This window comes from Streptosporangium sp. NPDC000239 (assembly GCF_040300765.1).
Lineage (GTDB): Bacteria > Actinomycetota > Actinomycetes > Streptosporangiales > Streptosporangiaceae > Streptosporangium.
The window spans coordinates 241,236-257,061 of sequence record NZ_JBEPEI010000002.1 but is presented as its reverse complement, the minus strand read 5'-3'; the positions used below and the strand labels follow the sequence as shown (position 1 = coordinate 257,061).

Annotated in this window: 14 protein-coding genes; 6 read left to right on the top strand and 8 right to left on the bottom strand. The window is 72.5% G+C overall.

Features of this window, described 5'->3' with window-relative positions:
* The first annotated feature begins 94 nt into the window (after window positions 1-94).
* Window positions 95-1,249 carry a Cmx/CmrA family chloramphenicol efflux MFS transporter gene (locus ABT340_RS06695; RefSeq protein WP_352009688.1) on the top strand — a complete coding sequence of 385 codons (1,155 nt, stop codon included), beginning with the start codon at window positions 95-97 and terminating at the stop codon, window positions 1,247-1,249.
* A 112-nt stretch (window positions 1,250-1,361) separates the two neighbouring features.
* Here the strand turns inward: ABT340_RS06695 and ABT340_RS06690 are convergent, their stop codons facing one another.
* Window positions 1,362-1,715, bottom strand: coding sequence for a DUF4288 domain-containing protein (locus ABT340_RS06690; RefSeq protein WP_352009687.1), 354 nt, complete (start codon window positions 1,713-1,715; stop codon window positions 1,362-1,364).
* A 322-nt stretch (window positions 1,716-2,037) separates the two neighbouring features.
* Between ABT340_RS06690 and ABT340_RS06685 the strand changes: the two genes are divergently transcribed.
* From ABT340_RS06685 to ABT340_RS06665, 5 genes are all read left to right on the top strand, one after another.
* Window positions 2,038-2,703 carry a DALR anticodon-binding domain-containing protein gene (locus tag ABT340_RS06685; RefSeq protein ID WP_352009686.1) on the top strand — a complete coding sequence of 222 codons (666 nt, stop codon included), beginning with the start codon at window positions 2,038-2,040 and terminating at the stop codon, window positions 2,701-2,703.
* 37 nt (window positions 2,704-2,740) lie between these two features.
* Window positions 2,741-3,589, top strand: a complete 849-nt coding sequence (locus ABT340_RS06680; RefSeq protein WP_352009685.1) for a neutral zinc metallopeptidase — start codon at window positions 2,741-2,743, stop codon at window positions 3,587-3,589.
* Between the two features lie 140 nt (window positions 3,590-3,729).
* Window positions 3,730-5,112, top strand: a complete 1,383-nt coding sequence (gene lysA / locus ABT340_RS06675) for a diaminopimelate decarboxylase (RefSeq protein WP_352009684.1) — start codon at window positions 3,730-3,732, stop codon at window positions 5,110-5,112.
* 34 nt (window positions 5,113-5,146) lie between these two features.
* On the top strand, window positions 5,147-6,439 hold the full coding sequence (locus tag ABT340_RS06670; RefSeq protein ID WP_352009683.1) for a homoserine dehydrogenase: 1,293 nt from the start codon (window positions 5,147-5,149) through the stop codon (window positions 6,437-6,439).
* Window positions 6,440-6,506: 67 nt separating this feature from the next.
* The gene (locus ABT340_RS06665) at window positions 6,507-7,295 is read left to right on the top strand and encodes a polysaccharide deacetylase family protein (RefSeq protein WP_352009682.1); all 789 of its coding nucleotides are present in this window, start codon (window positions 6,507-6,509) and stop codon (window positions 7,293-7,295) included.
* 29 nt (window positions 7,296-7,324) lie between these two features.
* Here ABT340_RS06665 and ABT340_RS06660 read toward each other — a convergent pair whose 3' ends face one another.
* The 7 genes from ABT340_RS06660 to ABT340_RS06630 form a co-directional block, all read right to left on the bottom strand.
* Window positions 7,325-8,215 carry an ABC transporter ATP-binding protein gene (locus tag ABT340_RS06660; protein ID WP_352009681.1) on the bottom strand — a complete coding sequence of 297 codons (891 nt, stop codon included), beginning with the start codon at window positions 8,213-8,215 and terminating at the stop codon, window positions 7,325-7,327.
* A 28-nt stretch (window positions 8,216-8,243) separates the two neighbouring features.
* Window positions 8,244-9,086, bottom strand: a complete 843-nt coding sequence (locus ABT340_RS06655) for a DUF4097 family beta strand repeat-containing protein (protein ID WP_352009680.1) — start codon at window positions 9,084-9,086, stop codon at window positions 8,244-8,246.
* Window positions 9,087-9,109: 23 nt separating this feature from the next.
* On the bottom strand, window positions 9,110-9,637 hold the full coding sequence (locus ABT340_RS06650) for a toxin-antitoxin system HicB family antitoxin (protein WP_352009679.1): 528 nt from the start codon (window positions 9,635-9,637) through the stop codon (window positions 9,110-9,112).
* 132 nt (window positions 9,638-9,769) lie between these two features.
* A complete protein-coding gene (locus tag ABT340_RS06645) occupies window positions 9,770-11,485 on the bottom strand; it encodes a glycosyltransferase family 2 protein (protein ID WP_352009678.1) in 1,716 nt (571 codons plus the stop codon).
* Complete coding sequence (locus ABT340_RS06640) at window positions 11,482-13,392, bottom strand: glycosyltransferase (RefSeq protein WP_352009677.1); 1,911 nt, start codon at window positions 13,390-13,392, stop codon at window positions 11,482-11,484. The genes ABT340_RS06645 and ABT340_RS06640 overlap by 4 nt, the downstream gene beginning before the upstream one ends.
* Window positions 13,392-15,131: a glycosyltransferase family 2 protein gene (locus tag ABT340_RS06635; RefSeq protein ID WP_352009676.1), complete on the bottom strand. Its 1,740-nt coding sequence runs from the start codon at window positions 15,129-15,131 to the stop codon at window positions 13,392-13,394. The genes ABT340_RS06640 and ABT340_RS06635 overlap by 1 nt, the downstream gene beginning before the upstream one ends.
* Window positions 15,128-15,601, bottom strand: coding sequence for a hypothetical protein (locus ABT340_RS06630; protein WP_352009675.1), 474 nt, complete (start codon window positions 15,599-15,601; stop codon window positions 15,128-15,130). The genes ABT340_RS06635 and ABT340_RS06630 overlap by 4 nt, the downstream gene beginning before the upstream one ends.
* Between the last annotated feature and the right edge of the window lie 225 nt (window positions 15,602-15,826).

Genomic DNA, 15,826 nt, shown 5'->3' with positions numbered 1-15,826 from the left:
TCCCGCCGTACGGCGGCGGCGACAGGAGCGGCCGGGCCGCTGACCGCGGTGACGAGACGTCCCATCCGATCTCTCATCACCCCGGGGTCTCTCGATGCCTCTGCCCGTCTACCTGCTCTCCATGGCGATCTTCGCCATGGGCACGTCCGAATTCATGCTCGCCGGTCTGCTGCCGGACATCGCCGCCGACCTCGGTGTCCCGGTCGCGAGGGCGGGGCTGCTCACCCCGGCCTTCGCCGCCGGGATGGTGGTGGGCGCCCCGCTCACGGCGGGACTCGCGCGCCGCCGGCCACGGCGGGCCGGCCTGCTGGGCCTCCTCGGCCTGTTCCTGGTCACGCACGTCGCCGGCGCCCTCACCGGCGATTTCACGGTCCTGTTCGTCACCCGGTTCCTCGCGGCGCTCGCCAACGCGGGCTTCCTGGCGGTCGCGCTCACCACGGCCACCGGGATGGTGCCCGCCGACCGGAGGGGCCGGGCCCTGGCCGTCCTGCTGGGCGGCGTCACGATCGCCACCGTGGCCGGGGTTCCGGGAGGCGCCCTGCTGGGGACGCTGCTCGGCTGGCGCGCCACCTTCTGGGTGGTCGCGGCGCTGTGCGTGCCCTCGGCGCTCGGTGTGGTGCTCGGCGTCCCCCCGGGTACGGCGCGGCCCGACGGACCGGTTCCCGACCTGCGCCGAGAGCTCGCCGAGCTGCGGCGCCCCAGGCTGGTGCTGGTCCTGTCGCTGGGCGCGCTGGTCAACGCCGCGACCTTCGGCACCTTCACCTTCCTGGCCCCGATCGTCACCGGTGTCGCCGGGCTCGGCCCGCTGTGGGTCCCCGTCGTGCTGGTGCTGTTCGGCCTTGGTTCCTTCATCGGCGTCACCGTCGCCGGGAGGCTGTCCGACCGGAGGCCCGGCCTGGTCGTCGCGGTCGCCGGGCCGTCGCTGCTCTGCGGCTGGGTCGTCCTCGGACTCACCGCCGTCCATCCGGCCGCCCTGCTGGTCCTGGCCCTCGTCCAGGGGGCGCTCTCCTTCGGCCTCGGGAGCACGCTGATCGCACGTGTGCTCCACGAGGCTCCGGGGGCACCCACCATGGCGGGGTCCTACGCCACCGCCGCCCTCAACGTCGGAGCCGTCGCCGGTCCGGCCCTCGCCGCGGCCACCCTGGCAACCGGCTCCGCAGGAACGGGCCCCGTCTGGGTCAGCGGCGCCCTGGTCGCGACCGCGCTCCTGCTGGTCCTGCCGTTCCGCCGGGTGGTCGTCCGGCCGTGAGCCGTTCGGGGCCTTAGGCTGCCGGGCGTGACGGTTGGTCAGCTCGGGGCGCCGCCCGTGCCCGGGGGCATGGGAGCGGGCGGCGCTCTGCGTTTCGGTCACCGTGCGAATTTCAACCAGGACGCCGGTCCTCTTTTCCGTCGTCCGGCAAAGAAACGGAGAAGAGATCTCTGTAACGTGAGATATCACTGAAGCCTCTTGTGTAAAGACTTGTCTCCGAGGACAGATCGTCATACAGGGCGGCCCGAACGTCCGCGGTTCCGAGGAATTTCCATTCCACGGTCTCTCCGTACTGGTTCCTGTACGACGTCTCCTCCTCGCGGCCCATCGCCTCGGCGGCCGCGTGGGCCTTCTCGTCCGACTCCTCGTACAGGACGACGAAGTCCTCGGTGTACTCAGAAGGAGTGCGGCCGTCCTTCACGATGACCTCGAAAACCAGGATCGCCATATAAGGAAGCCGGTTCATCTGGACTCCTGTCGCATTTCCTGTGTGTCTCGCGGGGCGTCCTGCTCCAGGGTGCGGACGACGATGAGCTTTTTCAACCTGGTTTCGCGGGCCGTGGACGCGACGCGGTGTACGGCATCTCATCGAAAAAGAGGAGATCCCCTGGTGATGCGGGTCGCTGTCACAGGCGGCGCCGGTCACGCATGGCCGTCACCGAATCCGCGGTGGTCGCGTTCCCCGGTGCCTTCGCGTCACGGCCTCAGGCCGGGAGACGGACGTCGGCACGGGAGTCCACACGCCACCGCGCGGCCCCGCGAGTCACGGCCTTACTAGGCTGCCGTGCATGACGCCGGGTCAGCTGGACGAGGTCCTCGGTACGCCGCCGGTCCCGCGTGGGACGTGGGAGAAGGAGGCGCTGTACGTCTCGGCGGCTGCGCTTCGAGGGCGGGAGGAGCCCGAGGAGCTGGCGGCGCGGGTGCGGGCCCTGCCGGGGGTCGCCGAGGTCCGGGTACGGCCCGGCGGCTTCCTGGAGATCGTGGTCACGGTCCCCGGGGAACTGCTGACCGAGATCGGGGCCGCCGGGACGGTGGCTCCCTCCCTGGGAACGGGGTCGCCGTGGCCCGACTTCCCCAGGACATGGCGGAACCCGGGGTTCACGGTCAGATACGCCTGCGTCAGGGCGGCGGCCGTACAGCGCTGGGCGGACGAGCTGGGGGTCGGGGGTCCGTTCCTGCCCGAGCTGCTGGACGGGCGGCAGGACAGGGCGGTGCTCAGGTTGCTCGCCGAGCTGTACGGCAGGCGCGGCAGCCGTGACCCCGGCTGGGCCGCCTACGCCGAGCAGCTCGCCCTGGCCTACCACGACGCCTTCGAGCACGCCCCGGCGTTGCCCGCCGGGGATGAGGAGCCCACGGCGCTGCACACGGCCCGGGTACGGCTGGCGCAGGCCGTACGAGAGGTGCTGACCGAGGCGTTGGCCGCAGTTGGTGAGACAGTTCCCGACAGATTGTGATAAATCCGGTAGTTCAGGAAGACCATAAGGGGGACGGGTGGGAACCGGATTACGGCGCCGGGGCATCGTCGGGTGGGTGCCGGTGGTCCTCATCGTCCTGGTGATCGTCGCCGGTGCCGTCTACATCATTACCAACCTGGAAAGACCGGACGAGACCGCACGGGCGGCGGCCGTGGCCACGACACCTACGGCGACACCCACGGCGACACCGACCCAGCCCGCGTGGCTGAAGGTCTCCCACAAGTCCTACCGGGGACTCGGCCCCGTGGACGCCCGGTGCGACCTGCCGGAGTCCCTGAGAACCGGTGCCGAGCCCGAACCGGCGTTGCGGGCCCTGGCGCTCTGCCTCGACCGCATGTGGACGGACACCCTGGCGAAGGTCGGGGTCACCTACGTCAAACCCGAGATACGCCTGATCCGCACCCCGGAGGAGGCGGCCTGCGCGTCGCTCGCCTTCGAATGGGGCGGGCTCTACTGCTACGGGAAGAACGTGGTCAACGTGTTGATCACGGACGGGGAGCCGACACCCTGGTTCGTGTTCGCGCACGAGTACGCCCACCACGCGCAGTTCACCGGCGCGATCACCGACAGGTGGATGACGCGGCCTGTCGACGACGACATTCTTCGCCGCCTCGAACTGCAGGCCGGCTGCCTGGCCGCGGTGACGCTGCGCACCGTGCTGCCGGAGGAGCTGGAATCCGCGCGGAAGACGTACACGTCCTACATCGGACTGGAGGCGGAGCCCGGGAGGGCCGAGGAACTGGCGGCGATGCTGCGCACGCACGGCTCATGGGCCCACTCCGTCGCATGGATGAAGCGAGGGGAGCGCCAGGGAACGGTGGCCTCCTGTGACACCTGGGTCGCCCCCGCCAGACAGGTGTCCTGACGGCGGAACCGTCCACGAGCACAAAAATATCCTCCTATACCCCTAGAAACCGTGAAAAATACGCGGTTTTTAGGATGATCACGTCTCGATACGTGGGCACGCGTCCCATGGGGATCACCGGGTCCGATAGCCTCGATAGGGTGAGTCGATTCGCCCATCCCGCCGGTGACCGGCACGCCGAAGTGCTGCCCGAGGACCGCCCTCCCCACGTACCCGCCGACCTGAACACGCTCGACCCCACGATCTGGCCGCGAACGGCCGGCCGCGTCGACGGTTCGGTGACGATCGGCGGCGCGGACGTCAGGGATCTGGTGGCACGGCACGGCAGCCCGCTCTACGTGGTGGACGAGGAGGACTTCCGCTCCCGCTGCCGCGACTACCGGGAGGCGTTCGCCGGAGGCGAGGTCCACTACGCGGGCAAGGCGTTCCTGTGCCGCGAGGTCGCCCGCTGGATCATGCAGGAGGGCCTCGGCCTCGACGTGTGCAGCGCCGGTGAGCTGGCCGTCGCGCTGAGCGTCGGCTTCCCGCCCGAGCGGATCACGATGCACGGCAACAACAAGTCCCCGGCCGAGCTGGAGAAGGCCGTCGAGGTCGGCGTCGGGCACATCGTGGCCGACTCCTTCGAGGAGATCGCCCGCCTCGGCTTCCTCGCCGACAAGCACGGCAGGCGTCCCCAGATCATGATCAGGGTGACCGTCGGCGTCGAGGCGCACACCCACGAGTTCATCGCCACCGCGCACGACGACCAGAAGTTCGGCTTCTCGCTGAGCAGCGGAGCCGCGGCCGAGGCGGCCAGACGCATCCTCGCCCTGCCCCAGCTCGAACTGGTCGGCCTGCACTCCCACATCGGGTCCCAGATCACCGACACCGCCGGGTTCGAGGTGGCCGCGCGCCGCCTGGCCACGCTCCTGGTGCAGATCAAGGAGGAGCACGGCGTCGTCCTGCCCGAGCTCGACCTCGGCGGTGGCTACGGCATCCCCTACGTCGAGGGCGACGTCGCCCCCGACGTCAAGGAGATCGCCGACGGCCTGCGGGAGATCGTGACCAAGGTCGCCCAGGCCGCTGGGCTGCCCGTCCCCAAGCTGACCGTCGAGCCGGGGCGCGCCATCGCGGGCCGGGCGGGCGTGACCCTCTACGAGGTCGGCACGATCAAGGACGTCGAGGGGCTGCGGACCTACGTCAGCGTCGACGGCGGCATGAGCGACAACATCCGCACCGCGCTCTACGGGGCGGAGTACACCGCGCGGCTCGCCTCGCGCGAGAGCACGGCCGAGCCGATGCTCTCCCGCCTGGTCGGCAAGCACTGCGAGAGCGGTGACATGGTCGTGCGTGACCTGTGGCTGCCGGGAGACCTGGCCACCGGAGACCTGATCGCCGTCGCGGGCACCGGCGCCTACTGCCGCTCGCTCGCCAACAACTACAACTACCTCCCCAAGCCCGCCGTCGCCGCGGTCAGGGACGGGGAGTCCCGCGTGATCGTCCGCCGCGAGACCGAGGACGACCTCCTGAGGGGACAAGCGTGAAACGATCCGGAAACGAGAAGAGGAGTGCGGCCGTATGGCTCTGAAAGTTGCCCTCCTCGGATGCGGCGTCGTCGGTTCCCAGGTGATCCGGCTGATGCACGAGCAGGCCGACGACCTGGCCGCACGTATCGGGGCACCGCTTGAGGTGGCGGGCGTCGCCGTACGGCGCATGGGCCGCAGGCGGGACACCGACGTGGACCCCGCGCTGTTCACCACCGACGCCGAGGCCCTGGTCACCCGTGACGACGTGGACATCGTGGTCGAGGTGATCGGCGGCATCGAACCGGCCAGATCGCTCATCCTGGCCGCGATGAACAGCGGCAAGTCGGTCGTCTCGGCGAACAAGGCCCTGCTGGCCGAAGACGGCGCGACCATCCACGCCGCGGCCAAGGCCAACAACGCCGACCTGTACTACGAGGCGGCCGTCGCGGGTGCGATCCCGCTGCTCAGGCCGTTGCGCGAGTCGCTCGCCGGTGACCACGTGCACCGGGTGCTGGGCATTGTCAACGGCACGACGAACTACATCCTCGACAAGATGGACTCCTCGGGCGCCTCCTTCTCCGACGCGCTTGAGGAGGCCCAGGCGCTCGGTTACGCCGAGGCCGACCCCACGGCCGACGTGGAGGGCTTCGACGCCGCGGCCAAGGCCGCCATCCTGGCCGGGATCGCCTTCCACAGCCGGGTGACGGCCGCCGACGTGCACCGCGAGGGCATCACCGAGATCACCGCGGCCGACGTGGCCAGCGCCAAGGCCATGGGCTACGTCATCAAGCTGCTGGCGATCTGCTCCCGTTCCGACGACGGGCGTTCCTTCGGCGTCCGGGTGCACCCGGCCATGATCCCCAGGACGCACCCGCTGGCCGGGGTGCGCGAGGCCTACAACGCGGTCTTCGTCGAGGCGCGCTCGGCGGGGCAGCTGATGTTCTACGGCGCGGGCGCCGGTGGGGCCCCCACCGCGAGCGCGGTGCTCGGCGACCTCGTGGCCGTCGGGCGTAACCGCCTGGCCGGGACCAGGGGCCCGGAGGAGTCCACCTACGCCGACCTGGGCGCGCACGCGATGGGCGAGACCGTCACGCGCTACCACGTCTCCCTGGACGTCGCCGACAAGCCGGGTGTCCTCGCCCGGGTCGCCGACATGTTCGCCAAGCAGGACGTCTCCATCCAGACCGTCCGGCAGGAGGGGCACGGCGACGACGCACAGCTCGTCCTGGTCACCCACCGGGCCAGCGACGCGGCCCTCTCGGCGACCATCGAGGGCCTGCGGGAGATGGACATCGTCCGTGACGTGGTGAGCGTCATGCGCGTCGAGGGTGAGGACGCCTCCTGACGAGGCCGAAGAGCGCCCTTCCCGGCGACGGGGAGGGCGCCTGCGTCGTAGGGGAGGGCGGGCCGTCGTGAGGATCGCATACCGGCTGGGCGCGCCGGCGGTCGCGCTGGCCGTACTGGCCGGGGCACTTCCCGCCAGAGCCGAGACCGCCGAGACCGCCGGGAAGGTCAGGACCGTCGTCTCGCTGACCTTCGACGACGGGGACGCCACCCACGTGGCTGCGGCGCGTCTGCTGGAGCGCAGAGGGATGCGGGGAACGTTCTACGTCAACTCCGCGACCGCCGGACGCGCGGGCAAGCTGACCCGCAAGCAGGTCGTCGCGCTGGCCCGGGCGGGGCACGAGGTCGGCGGCCACACCCTGACCCACGTCCGGCTGGACGAGCTGACCCGTGCCGAGCAGCGCGGGCAGATCTGTGACGACCGCAGGAGGCTGCTCGCCTGGGGGCTGCGTCCCGTCACCCTCGCCTACCCCTTCGGCGCGGTCGACGCCCAGGCCAAGAAGGTCGCGCGGGGATGCGGCTACGACGCCGCCCGCACGGTCGGCGGCCTGCGGCAGTGGAGCTGCTCCGGCTGCCCGGAGACCGAACCCCGGCGCCCCCGGGACCGGTACGGCATCCGCACCCCGGGCTCCGTCCGTGAGGACACCTCGCTGCGGCAGCTGAGACAGCTGGTCCTCAACGCGGAACGGGCCGGTGGCGGCGTCCTTCCGCTGGTGTTCCACCGGGTCTGCGACGACTGCGGCCTCTACTCGGTGCCGCCGAAGGTTCTGGACGGCTTCCTGGCGTGGCTGGCGGCCCGCGAACGCCGTGGCACGGTCGTCATGACGCTGCGGGACGCGGTCGGCGCCCGCGGCTGACCGTACTGTGGACCGTCACGGTGGGCCTGTCAGCCCGTCACGGGGCGGGCGGTGAGCGTGAGGAAGACGTCGTCGGGGTCGGGGGCGTGGACCGAGAGCCCGTCCACGGCGAGCAACTGGTGGTCGATCCTGTCGAGAAGGGCACGCAGGGAGCCGACGCTGCCGTCGTTCGGGACCCGCAGGGTGAACGCCTCGTCGTCGCCGGGCACGCCGCCCAGGACGCGCACGGCCCATTCGAGCTCCTCGGCGTCGGCGAAACGCAGGTGGGCGTGGCCGCAGGAGGCCAGGCGCCCCAGCTCCCGCGGGGTCCCCTCGGCGACGATCCTGCCCTGGGACAGGACCGCGACCCGGTCGGCCAGCTCGCCCGCGTCCCGTGGGTGCCGCGTCGTCAGGAAGACCGTGACGCCCTCCGCGGCGAGATCGCGCAGGACCCGCCGTACGGCACGGCGGCCACTCGGGTCGAGCCCGCCGGTCGGCTCGTCGAGGAGGACCACCTCGGGGGAGCCGACCAGGGCCGTCGCGATGCCGAGCCGGTGCCGCATGCCGCCGGAGTAGGCGGCGACCGGTATTCCTGAGGCCTCTGTGAGACCGAGGCGGCCGAGCAGGTCGGCGGCGCACCGCGCGGCCTCGGCGTGGTCGAGCCCGCGCCGCCGTGCGACCGCGAGCAGGTTGTCCTCACCGGTGAGCGAGTCGTCCAGGGGGGAGCGGCGGCCCACGTGCTCCCCGGTGATCCGCACCAGGCCTTCGTCGGCCCCGGTCACCCCGGACAGGATCCGGATCACCGTGGTCTTGCCCGAGCCCTCGGCGCCGAGCAGCGCGAAGACCGTCCCCGAGGGGACCTCAAGGTCGACGCCGTCCAGGACGGTCCTGTCGCCGAACGACACGCGCAGCCCGGACGCCGAGATCGCGAAATTGTGCATTCTGTCCCTCGTTTCGCCTTTCAGGACTTCAGGAACGGTGGATCACGACGTCGCCGTAGTGGGTGCGGGCACGCACCTCGACGGTCTCGTCAGAGGGGGAGGGGCCGTCCACGGCCTCCAGGGTGTTGCGCACGCTGCCGTAGGGCGTGCTCAGGTCGAGCCAGGCGGCGGTTCCCTCCCGGATGCCGACCTTCAGCTTGCCGTAGGAGGTCTCCAGGACCACCGACCCGCGTACGGCCTCACCGATGCGGATGTCTCCGGAGACCGTCCTGGCGTCGACGCCGGCCAGCGCGCGGCCCACGGTGATGTCGCCGTAGGCCGTGTTCAGCCGCAGGTCGCCGGTGACCTCGCCGATGGTGATGCCGCCGTTGGCGGTCCTGACCATCGCGGGGCCGTCGATCTCGCCGATCCTGATCTCACCGTTGGAGGTGGTGACCTCGGTGCGCCCGACGGAGCGGATCACCGTGATGTCGCCGTCGGCGGTGTTCAGCCGCAGTTCGCCGGTCTGGCCGAGCCAGATGTCGCCGGAGACCGTGCGCAGCGTGGACTCGCCGAGCCGCCCCTCGCAGTGGAGGTCGGCCATGGCGCTGACGTCGACGCGGGAGCCCTCGGGCAGGTCGATGACGACCCTGACCGAGCCGTCCCACCCGAGCAGCGAGCCGATCCTGGTCTTGGGGGCCTTGACCAGGAGCCTGCCCTGGTCGTACTCGACCCGGGTCTGCTCGGCGGCCCTGATGTCGGCGCCGCCGTGCTCGTCGGCGGGCTGCACGTCGACGACCGTGTCCGCGCGTTCGGCGGCGTTGAGCCGGATGTGGCCCGCCCCGATGTCGATGACGACGAAGATCGGTTCCGGGGTGTCGAAGGTGGGCATGGCGCTCTCTTCCTGACGGTCGGCTACCGCACCCAGCCGGTGTAGCGCCGTTCGCCCCGCTGGGAGACCCGGGGAGGCGGCGAGGGGCGGGCCCCGGCCTCCAGGGCGGCGGAGACGGCGCGGACCAGCCAGGCGTTGACCGAAAGCCCCTCCTTGCCCGCCGCCTCCTCGATGCGCGGCTTGAGGTGCTCGGGGACCCGCAGGGACAGGCGTGTCGTGCCGCCGTCCTCCGCCTCGGGCGAGGTGGGGGCGGGGCCCTGGACGGTGGGCGCCCCGGCCTCGAAGCCCTCCTCGAACGGCCTGGCCGCCGGAGGAGGCGTCACCACGAAGTCGGGGTCGCGTCTGCGCAGCCGTACCTCGACGGAGCCGGGGGCGAGGTCGCGGCTGATCTCGTCGGCGGCGGTGGACAGCGCCTCAAGCAGGACGAGCCTGGTGGTCGACTCAAGGGCGGAGGTGAGCTGCCTGGCGGCGGCGCGCACCTCCTCGCCGCCTGTCTCCGCGACGACCGTGAGCTCGCGGCGCAGGCGATCGACGTAGGGCGTCAGGTCCATGACGCCACTATGACGCCACGATGGCGCCATGGCAAGTCTGCAGTGGCGTCACCATGGCGCCGTTCCGGGCATGCCAGGGGGAAAGCCAGGCGTGTCAAGGGGAAAGCGGGGGAAAGCAGGGGAAGGCGCGGGTCAGCGGCCGCCCTCGGCGAGACCCCGCAGCCTGCGGGCCGCACGGCGCAGCAGGGAACGGTCCCGTTCCCTGCGCAGGGCCACGGCTTCGAGGCGGCGCTGCTCGGCCTTCTCCTTCCACCGGGCGGCGGCGCGGTCGCCCTTGGCCGCCTGGGCGCGCAGTTCACGCAGCTCGGCCTTGAGTGCGGCGACCCGCTGCCTGGCGCGCTCGGCCTCCCGCCCGTGTCTCTCCGCCTCCGCGCGCCAGCGCACGGCCTCCCTGTTGCGGGCCGAGGCCCAGGCCGGATAGGCGCGTGAGGCGGGCCGGAACCGCCAGGTCTCGGCGTCCAGCCAGGTCGCGCCGTACAGGTCGGCGATCACGTCGTCCAGGGACTCGCCCTCGGCCGCGACGCGCAGCGCCCTGGCGACGGCCGAGGTCCGTTCGAGACGCGCGGTGACGACGCCGGTCTCGTTCTCGTCGAGCGCGACGAGCAGCAGTCCCTCGTCGTCCCCGTCGGCCTGCTCGACCAACATGGCCAGGCTCTCGGCCCCCGGCACCCACCCCGGCGGGCAGGTGAGCCTGAAGGGAGCGGGAAAGGAGGTCGCGGGGACGCGCTCGGCCAGGCGCACCCGGCCGTCGCCCGCGTACTGCCCGCGCACCAGCCTCAGGTCGAGCAGCGGGTCGTCCAGCGGCGTCCGGCCCTCCTCACCGGGCGGACGCGCGTCGAGCAGGGCCCACGGGCCGGTCAGCACCACGCTCACGTCGGACAGGGTGCTCGCCAGCGCGCCGTCCACGCTCGCCCTGACGTCCTCGAAGGAGGCGTCCGCCGCGTCCACGACCACCTCGACGTACGGCACCAGCCACTGGCGGCCCGGGTCGGAGCGCAGATTGCGCCGGTACGGCACGCGGTCGGCGATGAACGGCCCGTTGTGCCGTCTGACCTCGGCGGGCCTGCGCATCGCCGTCGTGGTGCCCAGGTGCCAGCACACAGCCTCGGCGTCGGGGACGAAGACCGCGCCGGTCTGGGTGAGCCGGTAGCCCAGCTCGGTGTCCTCGCCGAGCACCAGGGAGGTGTCCAGGCCGCCGGCCTCCTTCAGCAGGGCGGCGGGTGAGGAGACCGTCGCCCCCACGTGGACGCGGTGCAGCAGGGGGCTTGGCGCGTCGCGCAGGCCGCGATGGGCCGCGACGAGCTCGTCGATCCAGTCGTGCCCGTGCTCGGGGTCCTCCGCGAAGAGGCCGTGGGCGCCGCCGTCCGCGACGACCCCGCTGACCTGGGCCGGGGCCGGGAGGGGGCCCGCCGCGGCGGTGAAGCGCAGCCTCCCGAGCACCACCAGGTAGTCGGCCAGATGGTGCCAGCGCATGTGCGCCTCGACGTGGTCGTGGTAGGGGACGATGTCGGCGTCCATCCTGTGGATCACCTCGCCGTCGGCGGCGGCCGTACCGGTCTCCATGGCGCTCGCGATGCCCCGCCTGCCCTGGGGGGAGCGGACGATCCTGGTGCGTTCCGGGGCGATCCCGGGGACACGGAGCGGGGGAACGCTTCCGTCGTCCACGACGACCACCTCAAGCAGGTGGGCGGGGTAGGTCTGGGCGGCCAGGGCGGCCAGGGTGAGGTCGAGTCTTTCCTGCCCGCCCCTGGCGGGGATCACCACGCTCACCGCCATGCGGGGCCGCCACGTGCCGGGCGCGGGCGGCTCCAGCACCCCGTAGTCGTTGCCGGGGATCCGCGCGGTCATCCCGCCTCCACGGGCAGCTCCATCAGCGCGCTCGGCCGGAAGCCGCGCCACTGGCGTTTGTTCCTGCGCAGGAACGTGCCGATGGGCTCACGCCAGGTGTGCCCCGCGGCGTTGCCGCGCCGCAGCACGTACCCCAGCCCCTGGGTGCGGTAGATCCGCCCGCCCGCGCCCTGCACGGCGTGCTGGAACTGGGCGTCGATCGTGCCGGGAAGCGGGCGGAAGCCCCCCACCGCGTGGAAGGCCGAACGCTCGGTGAGGATGGTCCCTCCCGCGATGAAGTTGGTGATCTGCTCGGTGACCTGTTCCCGGTGGACGGTCACCCCGATCGAGGCGAGGTAGACGAACTCGGGCACCATGCCGACCACCTCGGCCCCCGAGTAGGAGTGGGCCAGCAGCAGGTCGGAGACGAAGTCGGGGCCGTACCAGTCGTCGTCGTCCATCTTCAGCAGGAACGCCCCTGACGCCCTGGCCGCGGCCTCGTTGAGCACCGTGCCGAACACGCTCGCCCGGTCCGCCTCGAACACGGTGAGCGGCCGGTCGAAGGACGCCGTCGCCTCCGCCACGTCCGGATGTCCGGCGGGGATGCCGTGCAGGGCGAGAATCACCTCGAACTCGGCGCCGCGCTGCCTGGACAGCTGCTCGAACGCGAAGCGCACCATCTCGGGACGCCGGGTCGCCAGCAGCACCGAGACCAGGGGGACGGGGACGGCGGGGGCGCCGAGCTGCTCCCAGCGGGCCCGTACGCCGTGGACGCGCAGCGCCCGCCTGCGCAGCCGTACGCTGTACTCCTCACGTGTCAGGTCGTCGGCGAGCGCGGTCTCGTCGGCGGAGGTGACCAACTCGGCGAGGTCCCGGCCGAGCGCGCCCGCCCACGGGGGCACGGTCTCGCAGACCAGCGGAACCCCGGCCGCGGCGAGCCCGGTGACGACCCGCAGCGCGGCGACCGGCCCGCTGTGGCCCCGCCGCCAGTCCACGCGCACCCCTCTGACCTGCCTGATCCTGGTGACGTCCACGTCGGTCACGCAGCCGGAGGCGCCGAGGACGGTGAGCGTGCGCCCCTCACAGGTGATCGCCCAGCGGCCCGACTCGACGGACAGGTCGGCCATGCCGAGCGACGGTACGGTGACGAAGCCCGTCGGGTTGACCGAACGGTCGTCGACCGGCGGGATGGTCCTGGGCTCCGACAGGTCTCCCAGGCCGCTGCGCAGGATGCCCGCCCCTCCCGGACGGCCGAGCCGTTCCCAGCTCATCAGCGCGGCGGCGGGGCGGTCGATCGGGGTCTCCGCGCCCTCCCAGGAGGGCGGCTCCTCGTCGGTGACGCGCAGGACCAGGTCGGCTCCCGCGGCACCGAACCGCTCGGGGACCGGGCCCGTCACCTCGGCGGGGGCGGCGTTGGGGTCGCCGGGACGCCAGTGGGCGGCTCCGGGGCCCGCCAGCCCGGCCACCGGGGCCGCGACCGCGTCCATCCCGTGCCCGCCGAACGCCCTGGCGGTCGCGGCGAGCGTACGGCCCGCGGGCGTGGGCTTGGCGAACCTCGCCTCGACCGCCCAGGCGTCCTTCGCGGGACGGTGCACCCGCAGTTCGGTCAGGGACCGCCAGCGGTGCGCGGGGACGGGGGAGATCACCGGCGCGGTGTACCAGTACGGGGCCTCCTCGACGGCGACCGTGACCCGTGAGGCCGAGGGGAGCAGGGACTGCAGCGCCGCGGCCCTGCGGACGTCGGTCGGCGTCCTGGCGACGACGAGGACCTCCGTCACGCCGTCCTGGGCTCCGGGCAGCCCGCCGAGGTCGCCGTCGAGGTCCGTCACCCGGTACGGCTCCAGGTCTTCGAGGGTGTCGAACCCGGCGTGGCAGACCAGCAGGCCCCGCGCGTCCCGGCCGCCGAGCAGGTCGGTCAGGAACGACATCAGCCCGCCCTCCTGTGCCGGACGGTCGCGATGATCTCGCCGATCGGGCCGCGCCGCCGTTCGGCCCCGGCCTGTTCGGCCCGCTCGCGCGCCTCCTGCGCCTCCCGGCGCAGGCTCCGCACCTCGTCCTCAAGGCGTTCGGCCTCGCGCCGCCACCTGGCCGCCTCCGCCCGCCACCTGGCGGTGTCCCCGGCGACGGGCTGGGACCGGTCCGCGGGGGTGAAGCCGAACTCCTCCCCGCCCACCCACAGGGAGCCGAACATCTCGTGCACCAGGTCGTCCCGGTCGTCCCCGGCGACGAGCGCCGCCCTGGCGAAGGCCGAGGTGCGTTCGAGCCTGGCAGCGGTGACCCCGTTCTCCCGCTCGTCGAGCACCACGCTCAGCAGGCCGTACCCCTCGCTCTCCGCGTGTTCGACCAACCTGGCGAGGGTGTCGGGGCCGAGGGCCCATCCGGCGGGGCAGGTGAGGAGAAAGGGGGCGGGGGCCGCGTCGGGGACGGTCTCGGCGAAGGAGACGCGCGGCTCGCCGCCGTACAGGTTGCGCACCAGGCGAAGGTCGAGCAGCGGCTCGTCGAGGGAGGAACGACGTCCCCGTGGCAGGGCCGACCACGGTCCGGTCACGGTGACGGCGACGTCGGCGAGGGTGCCCGCGAGCGCGGCGTCCACACTCGTCCTGACCTCCTCGTAGGTGGCCCCGGCCGCGTCCACGACGACGCGCACGTACGGCACCAGCCAGGTCCTGCGCGGGTGGGCGCGCAGCCAGCGCAGGTCGGGGATGAGGTCGGGCAGCACCGACCAGTTGTGCCGGTGCACCTCCTTCTCCCTGGTCATGACCGTCGAGGGGCCGAGGTGCCAGGCCGTGGCGCGCGGGTCGGGGACGAAGACCGCCCCCGCCTGTGCCAGCCGGAAGCCCAGGTCGGTGTCCTCACCCATGTTCAGCGCGGTGTTCACCCCTCCCGCGGCGCGCAGCAGCGCCAGCGGGACCGAGGTCGCCGCCCCCGAATGGAGCAGGTGGGCCCGGGAACCGGCCTCCCGCAGCCGCCGGGTCTCGGCGAACCGCTCGGCCCGCCAGGCGTGCGGGGCGGAGACGGGGAAGAGGTCCTCGGCACGCCCCCGCCGTACGGCCGCGAGGACCTCTTCGGGTCCCGGCGCGTCCCCGGACGGCTCGGGGGTGAAGCGGATGTCGCCGAGCACGACCGCGTACGGGGCCAGGTGGTGCCAGCGCATGTGCGCCTCCACGTGCTCCCGGTCGAGGACCACGTCGGCGTCCACCCAGAGCAGGACGTCGCCGGTCGCGGAGGCGGCACCGGTCTGGCGCGCCCAGCCGCGTCCCCAGCGGCCCTCGGGCACCCGGACGATCCGGGTTCCGGCCGGGGCGGGGCCGTCGATCCGCAACGGCGGTTCACTGCCGTCGTCGGCGACGACCACCTCCGTGAGATGGGCCGGGTAGGTCTGGGCGGCCAGGGAGGCGAGCGTGCGGTCGAGGGACTCCTGGCAGTCGTAGGCGGCGATCACCACGCTCACCCCGAGCCGGGGCTCCCAGTGGCCGGGTTCCGGCGGGGTCAGCGAGCCGTAGTCGTTGTGCCTGACCCTCGCAACCCCTCCGGTGTTCCGGGCGGGGGGAACGGCGACCTGTCCCGTGCCGTCCTCCCCGCCCGTCCTGAGCGCGCCGTCCTCTCCGTCCAGGGACGGGCCGGCCGTACCGGAACCCGCCTCCCGGCGCTCTCGGGCCTCACTCACGCCGCGCCCTCCGGCCTGGCCCGCCAGGGCCTGGCCTCGGCCGCGGCGAGCTTGGGGAGCAGCTCGCTGACCAACTCCTCCATCTCCCTGCGCCGGGGAACGGCCGTCAGCCGGTCCTCGCCCAGGGAGACCAGGATCGCCCGCAGGTCCTCCTCGTGCCTGCCGCTCTCCTGCCTGAGCAGGGAGACGATCTCGTCGAGCCGTCCGTCCAGCCGTTCGACGGCCGTCCTGACCTTGGCCAGCTCCGCCTCCTGCCGCTTGACCCGGTTGTCGACACGCTGGGCCTTCCCGTCGGTCCTGCGCAGGGTGACGAGGGTCAGCGCCTGGGCGGCCAGCACGGCCACGGCCGCGGCGAGCCCGAGGGCGCCCACGACCGGGACGGCGCCGAGGACCGTGAGCAGGGTCAGCGCGATGACGACCAGCGGGGCCGCGATCGTCGTCAGTAGCGTCAATTTTCGGGGCGTGGACATCCGCGCTTACCTTCCGTGCCGCTCTGTCGTTCGTTGCCTGTTCTGTCGGGGGGAGTGTTCGAGGCTATCCACTCCACATGAGTGGATATAGCGATAAACGGTAAACCTCAAGGTTTTTGTGACCTGGGTGAATGCTGTGAGTGACTGTCGGTGAGCGCCCGTGTCAACCCTGGAACGCGCTGGGAAGTGATCTCCCGGCCTCGATATCCTGCGTCGGTGCCCTCC

Bases quoted from the DNA above. Each gene is read 5' to 3' on its own strand.
- ABT340_RS06660 (WP_352009681.1), bottom strand. From the start codon at position 8,215: ATGCACAATTTCGCGATCTCGGCGTCCGGGCTGCGCGTGTCGTTCGGC.
- ABT340_RS06670 (WP_352009683.1), top strand. From the start codon at position 5,147: ATGGCTCTGAAAGTTGCCCTCCTCGGATGCGGCGTCGTCGGTTCCCAG.
- ABT340_RS06650 (WP_352009679.1), bottom strand. From the start codon at position 9,637: ATGGACCTGACGCCCTACGTCGATCGCCTGCGCCGCGAGCTCACGGTC.
- ABT340_RS06630 (WP_352009675.1), bottom strand. From the start codon at position 15,601: ATGTCCACGCCCCGAAAATTGACGCTACTGACGACGATCGCGGCCCCG.
- ABT340_RS06645 (WP_352009678.1), bottom strand. From the start codon at position 11,485: ATGACCGCGCGGATCCCCGGCAACGACTACGGGGTGCTGGAGCCGCCC.
- ABT340_RS06695 (WP_352009688.1), top strand. From the start codon at position 95: ATGCCTCTGCCCGTCTACCTGCTCTCCATGGCGATCTTCGCCATGGGC.
- ABT340_RS06685 (WP_352009686.1), top strand. From the start codon at position 2,038: ATGACGCCGGGTCAGCTGGACGAGGTCCTCGGTACGCCGCCGGTCCCG.
- ABT340_RS06655 (WP_352009680.1), bottom strand. From the start codon at position 9,086: ATGCCCACCTTCGACACCCCGGAACCGATCTTCGTCGTCATCGACATC.
- ABT340_RS06640 (WP_352009677.1), bottom strand. From the start codon at position 13,392: ATGTCGTTCCTGACCGACCTGCTCGGCGGCCGGGACGCGCGGGGCCTG.
- ABT340_RS06690 (WP_352009687.1), bottom strand. From the start codon at position 1,715: ATGAACCGGCTTCCTTATATGGCGATCCTGGTTTTCGAGGTCATCGTG.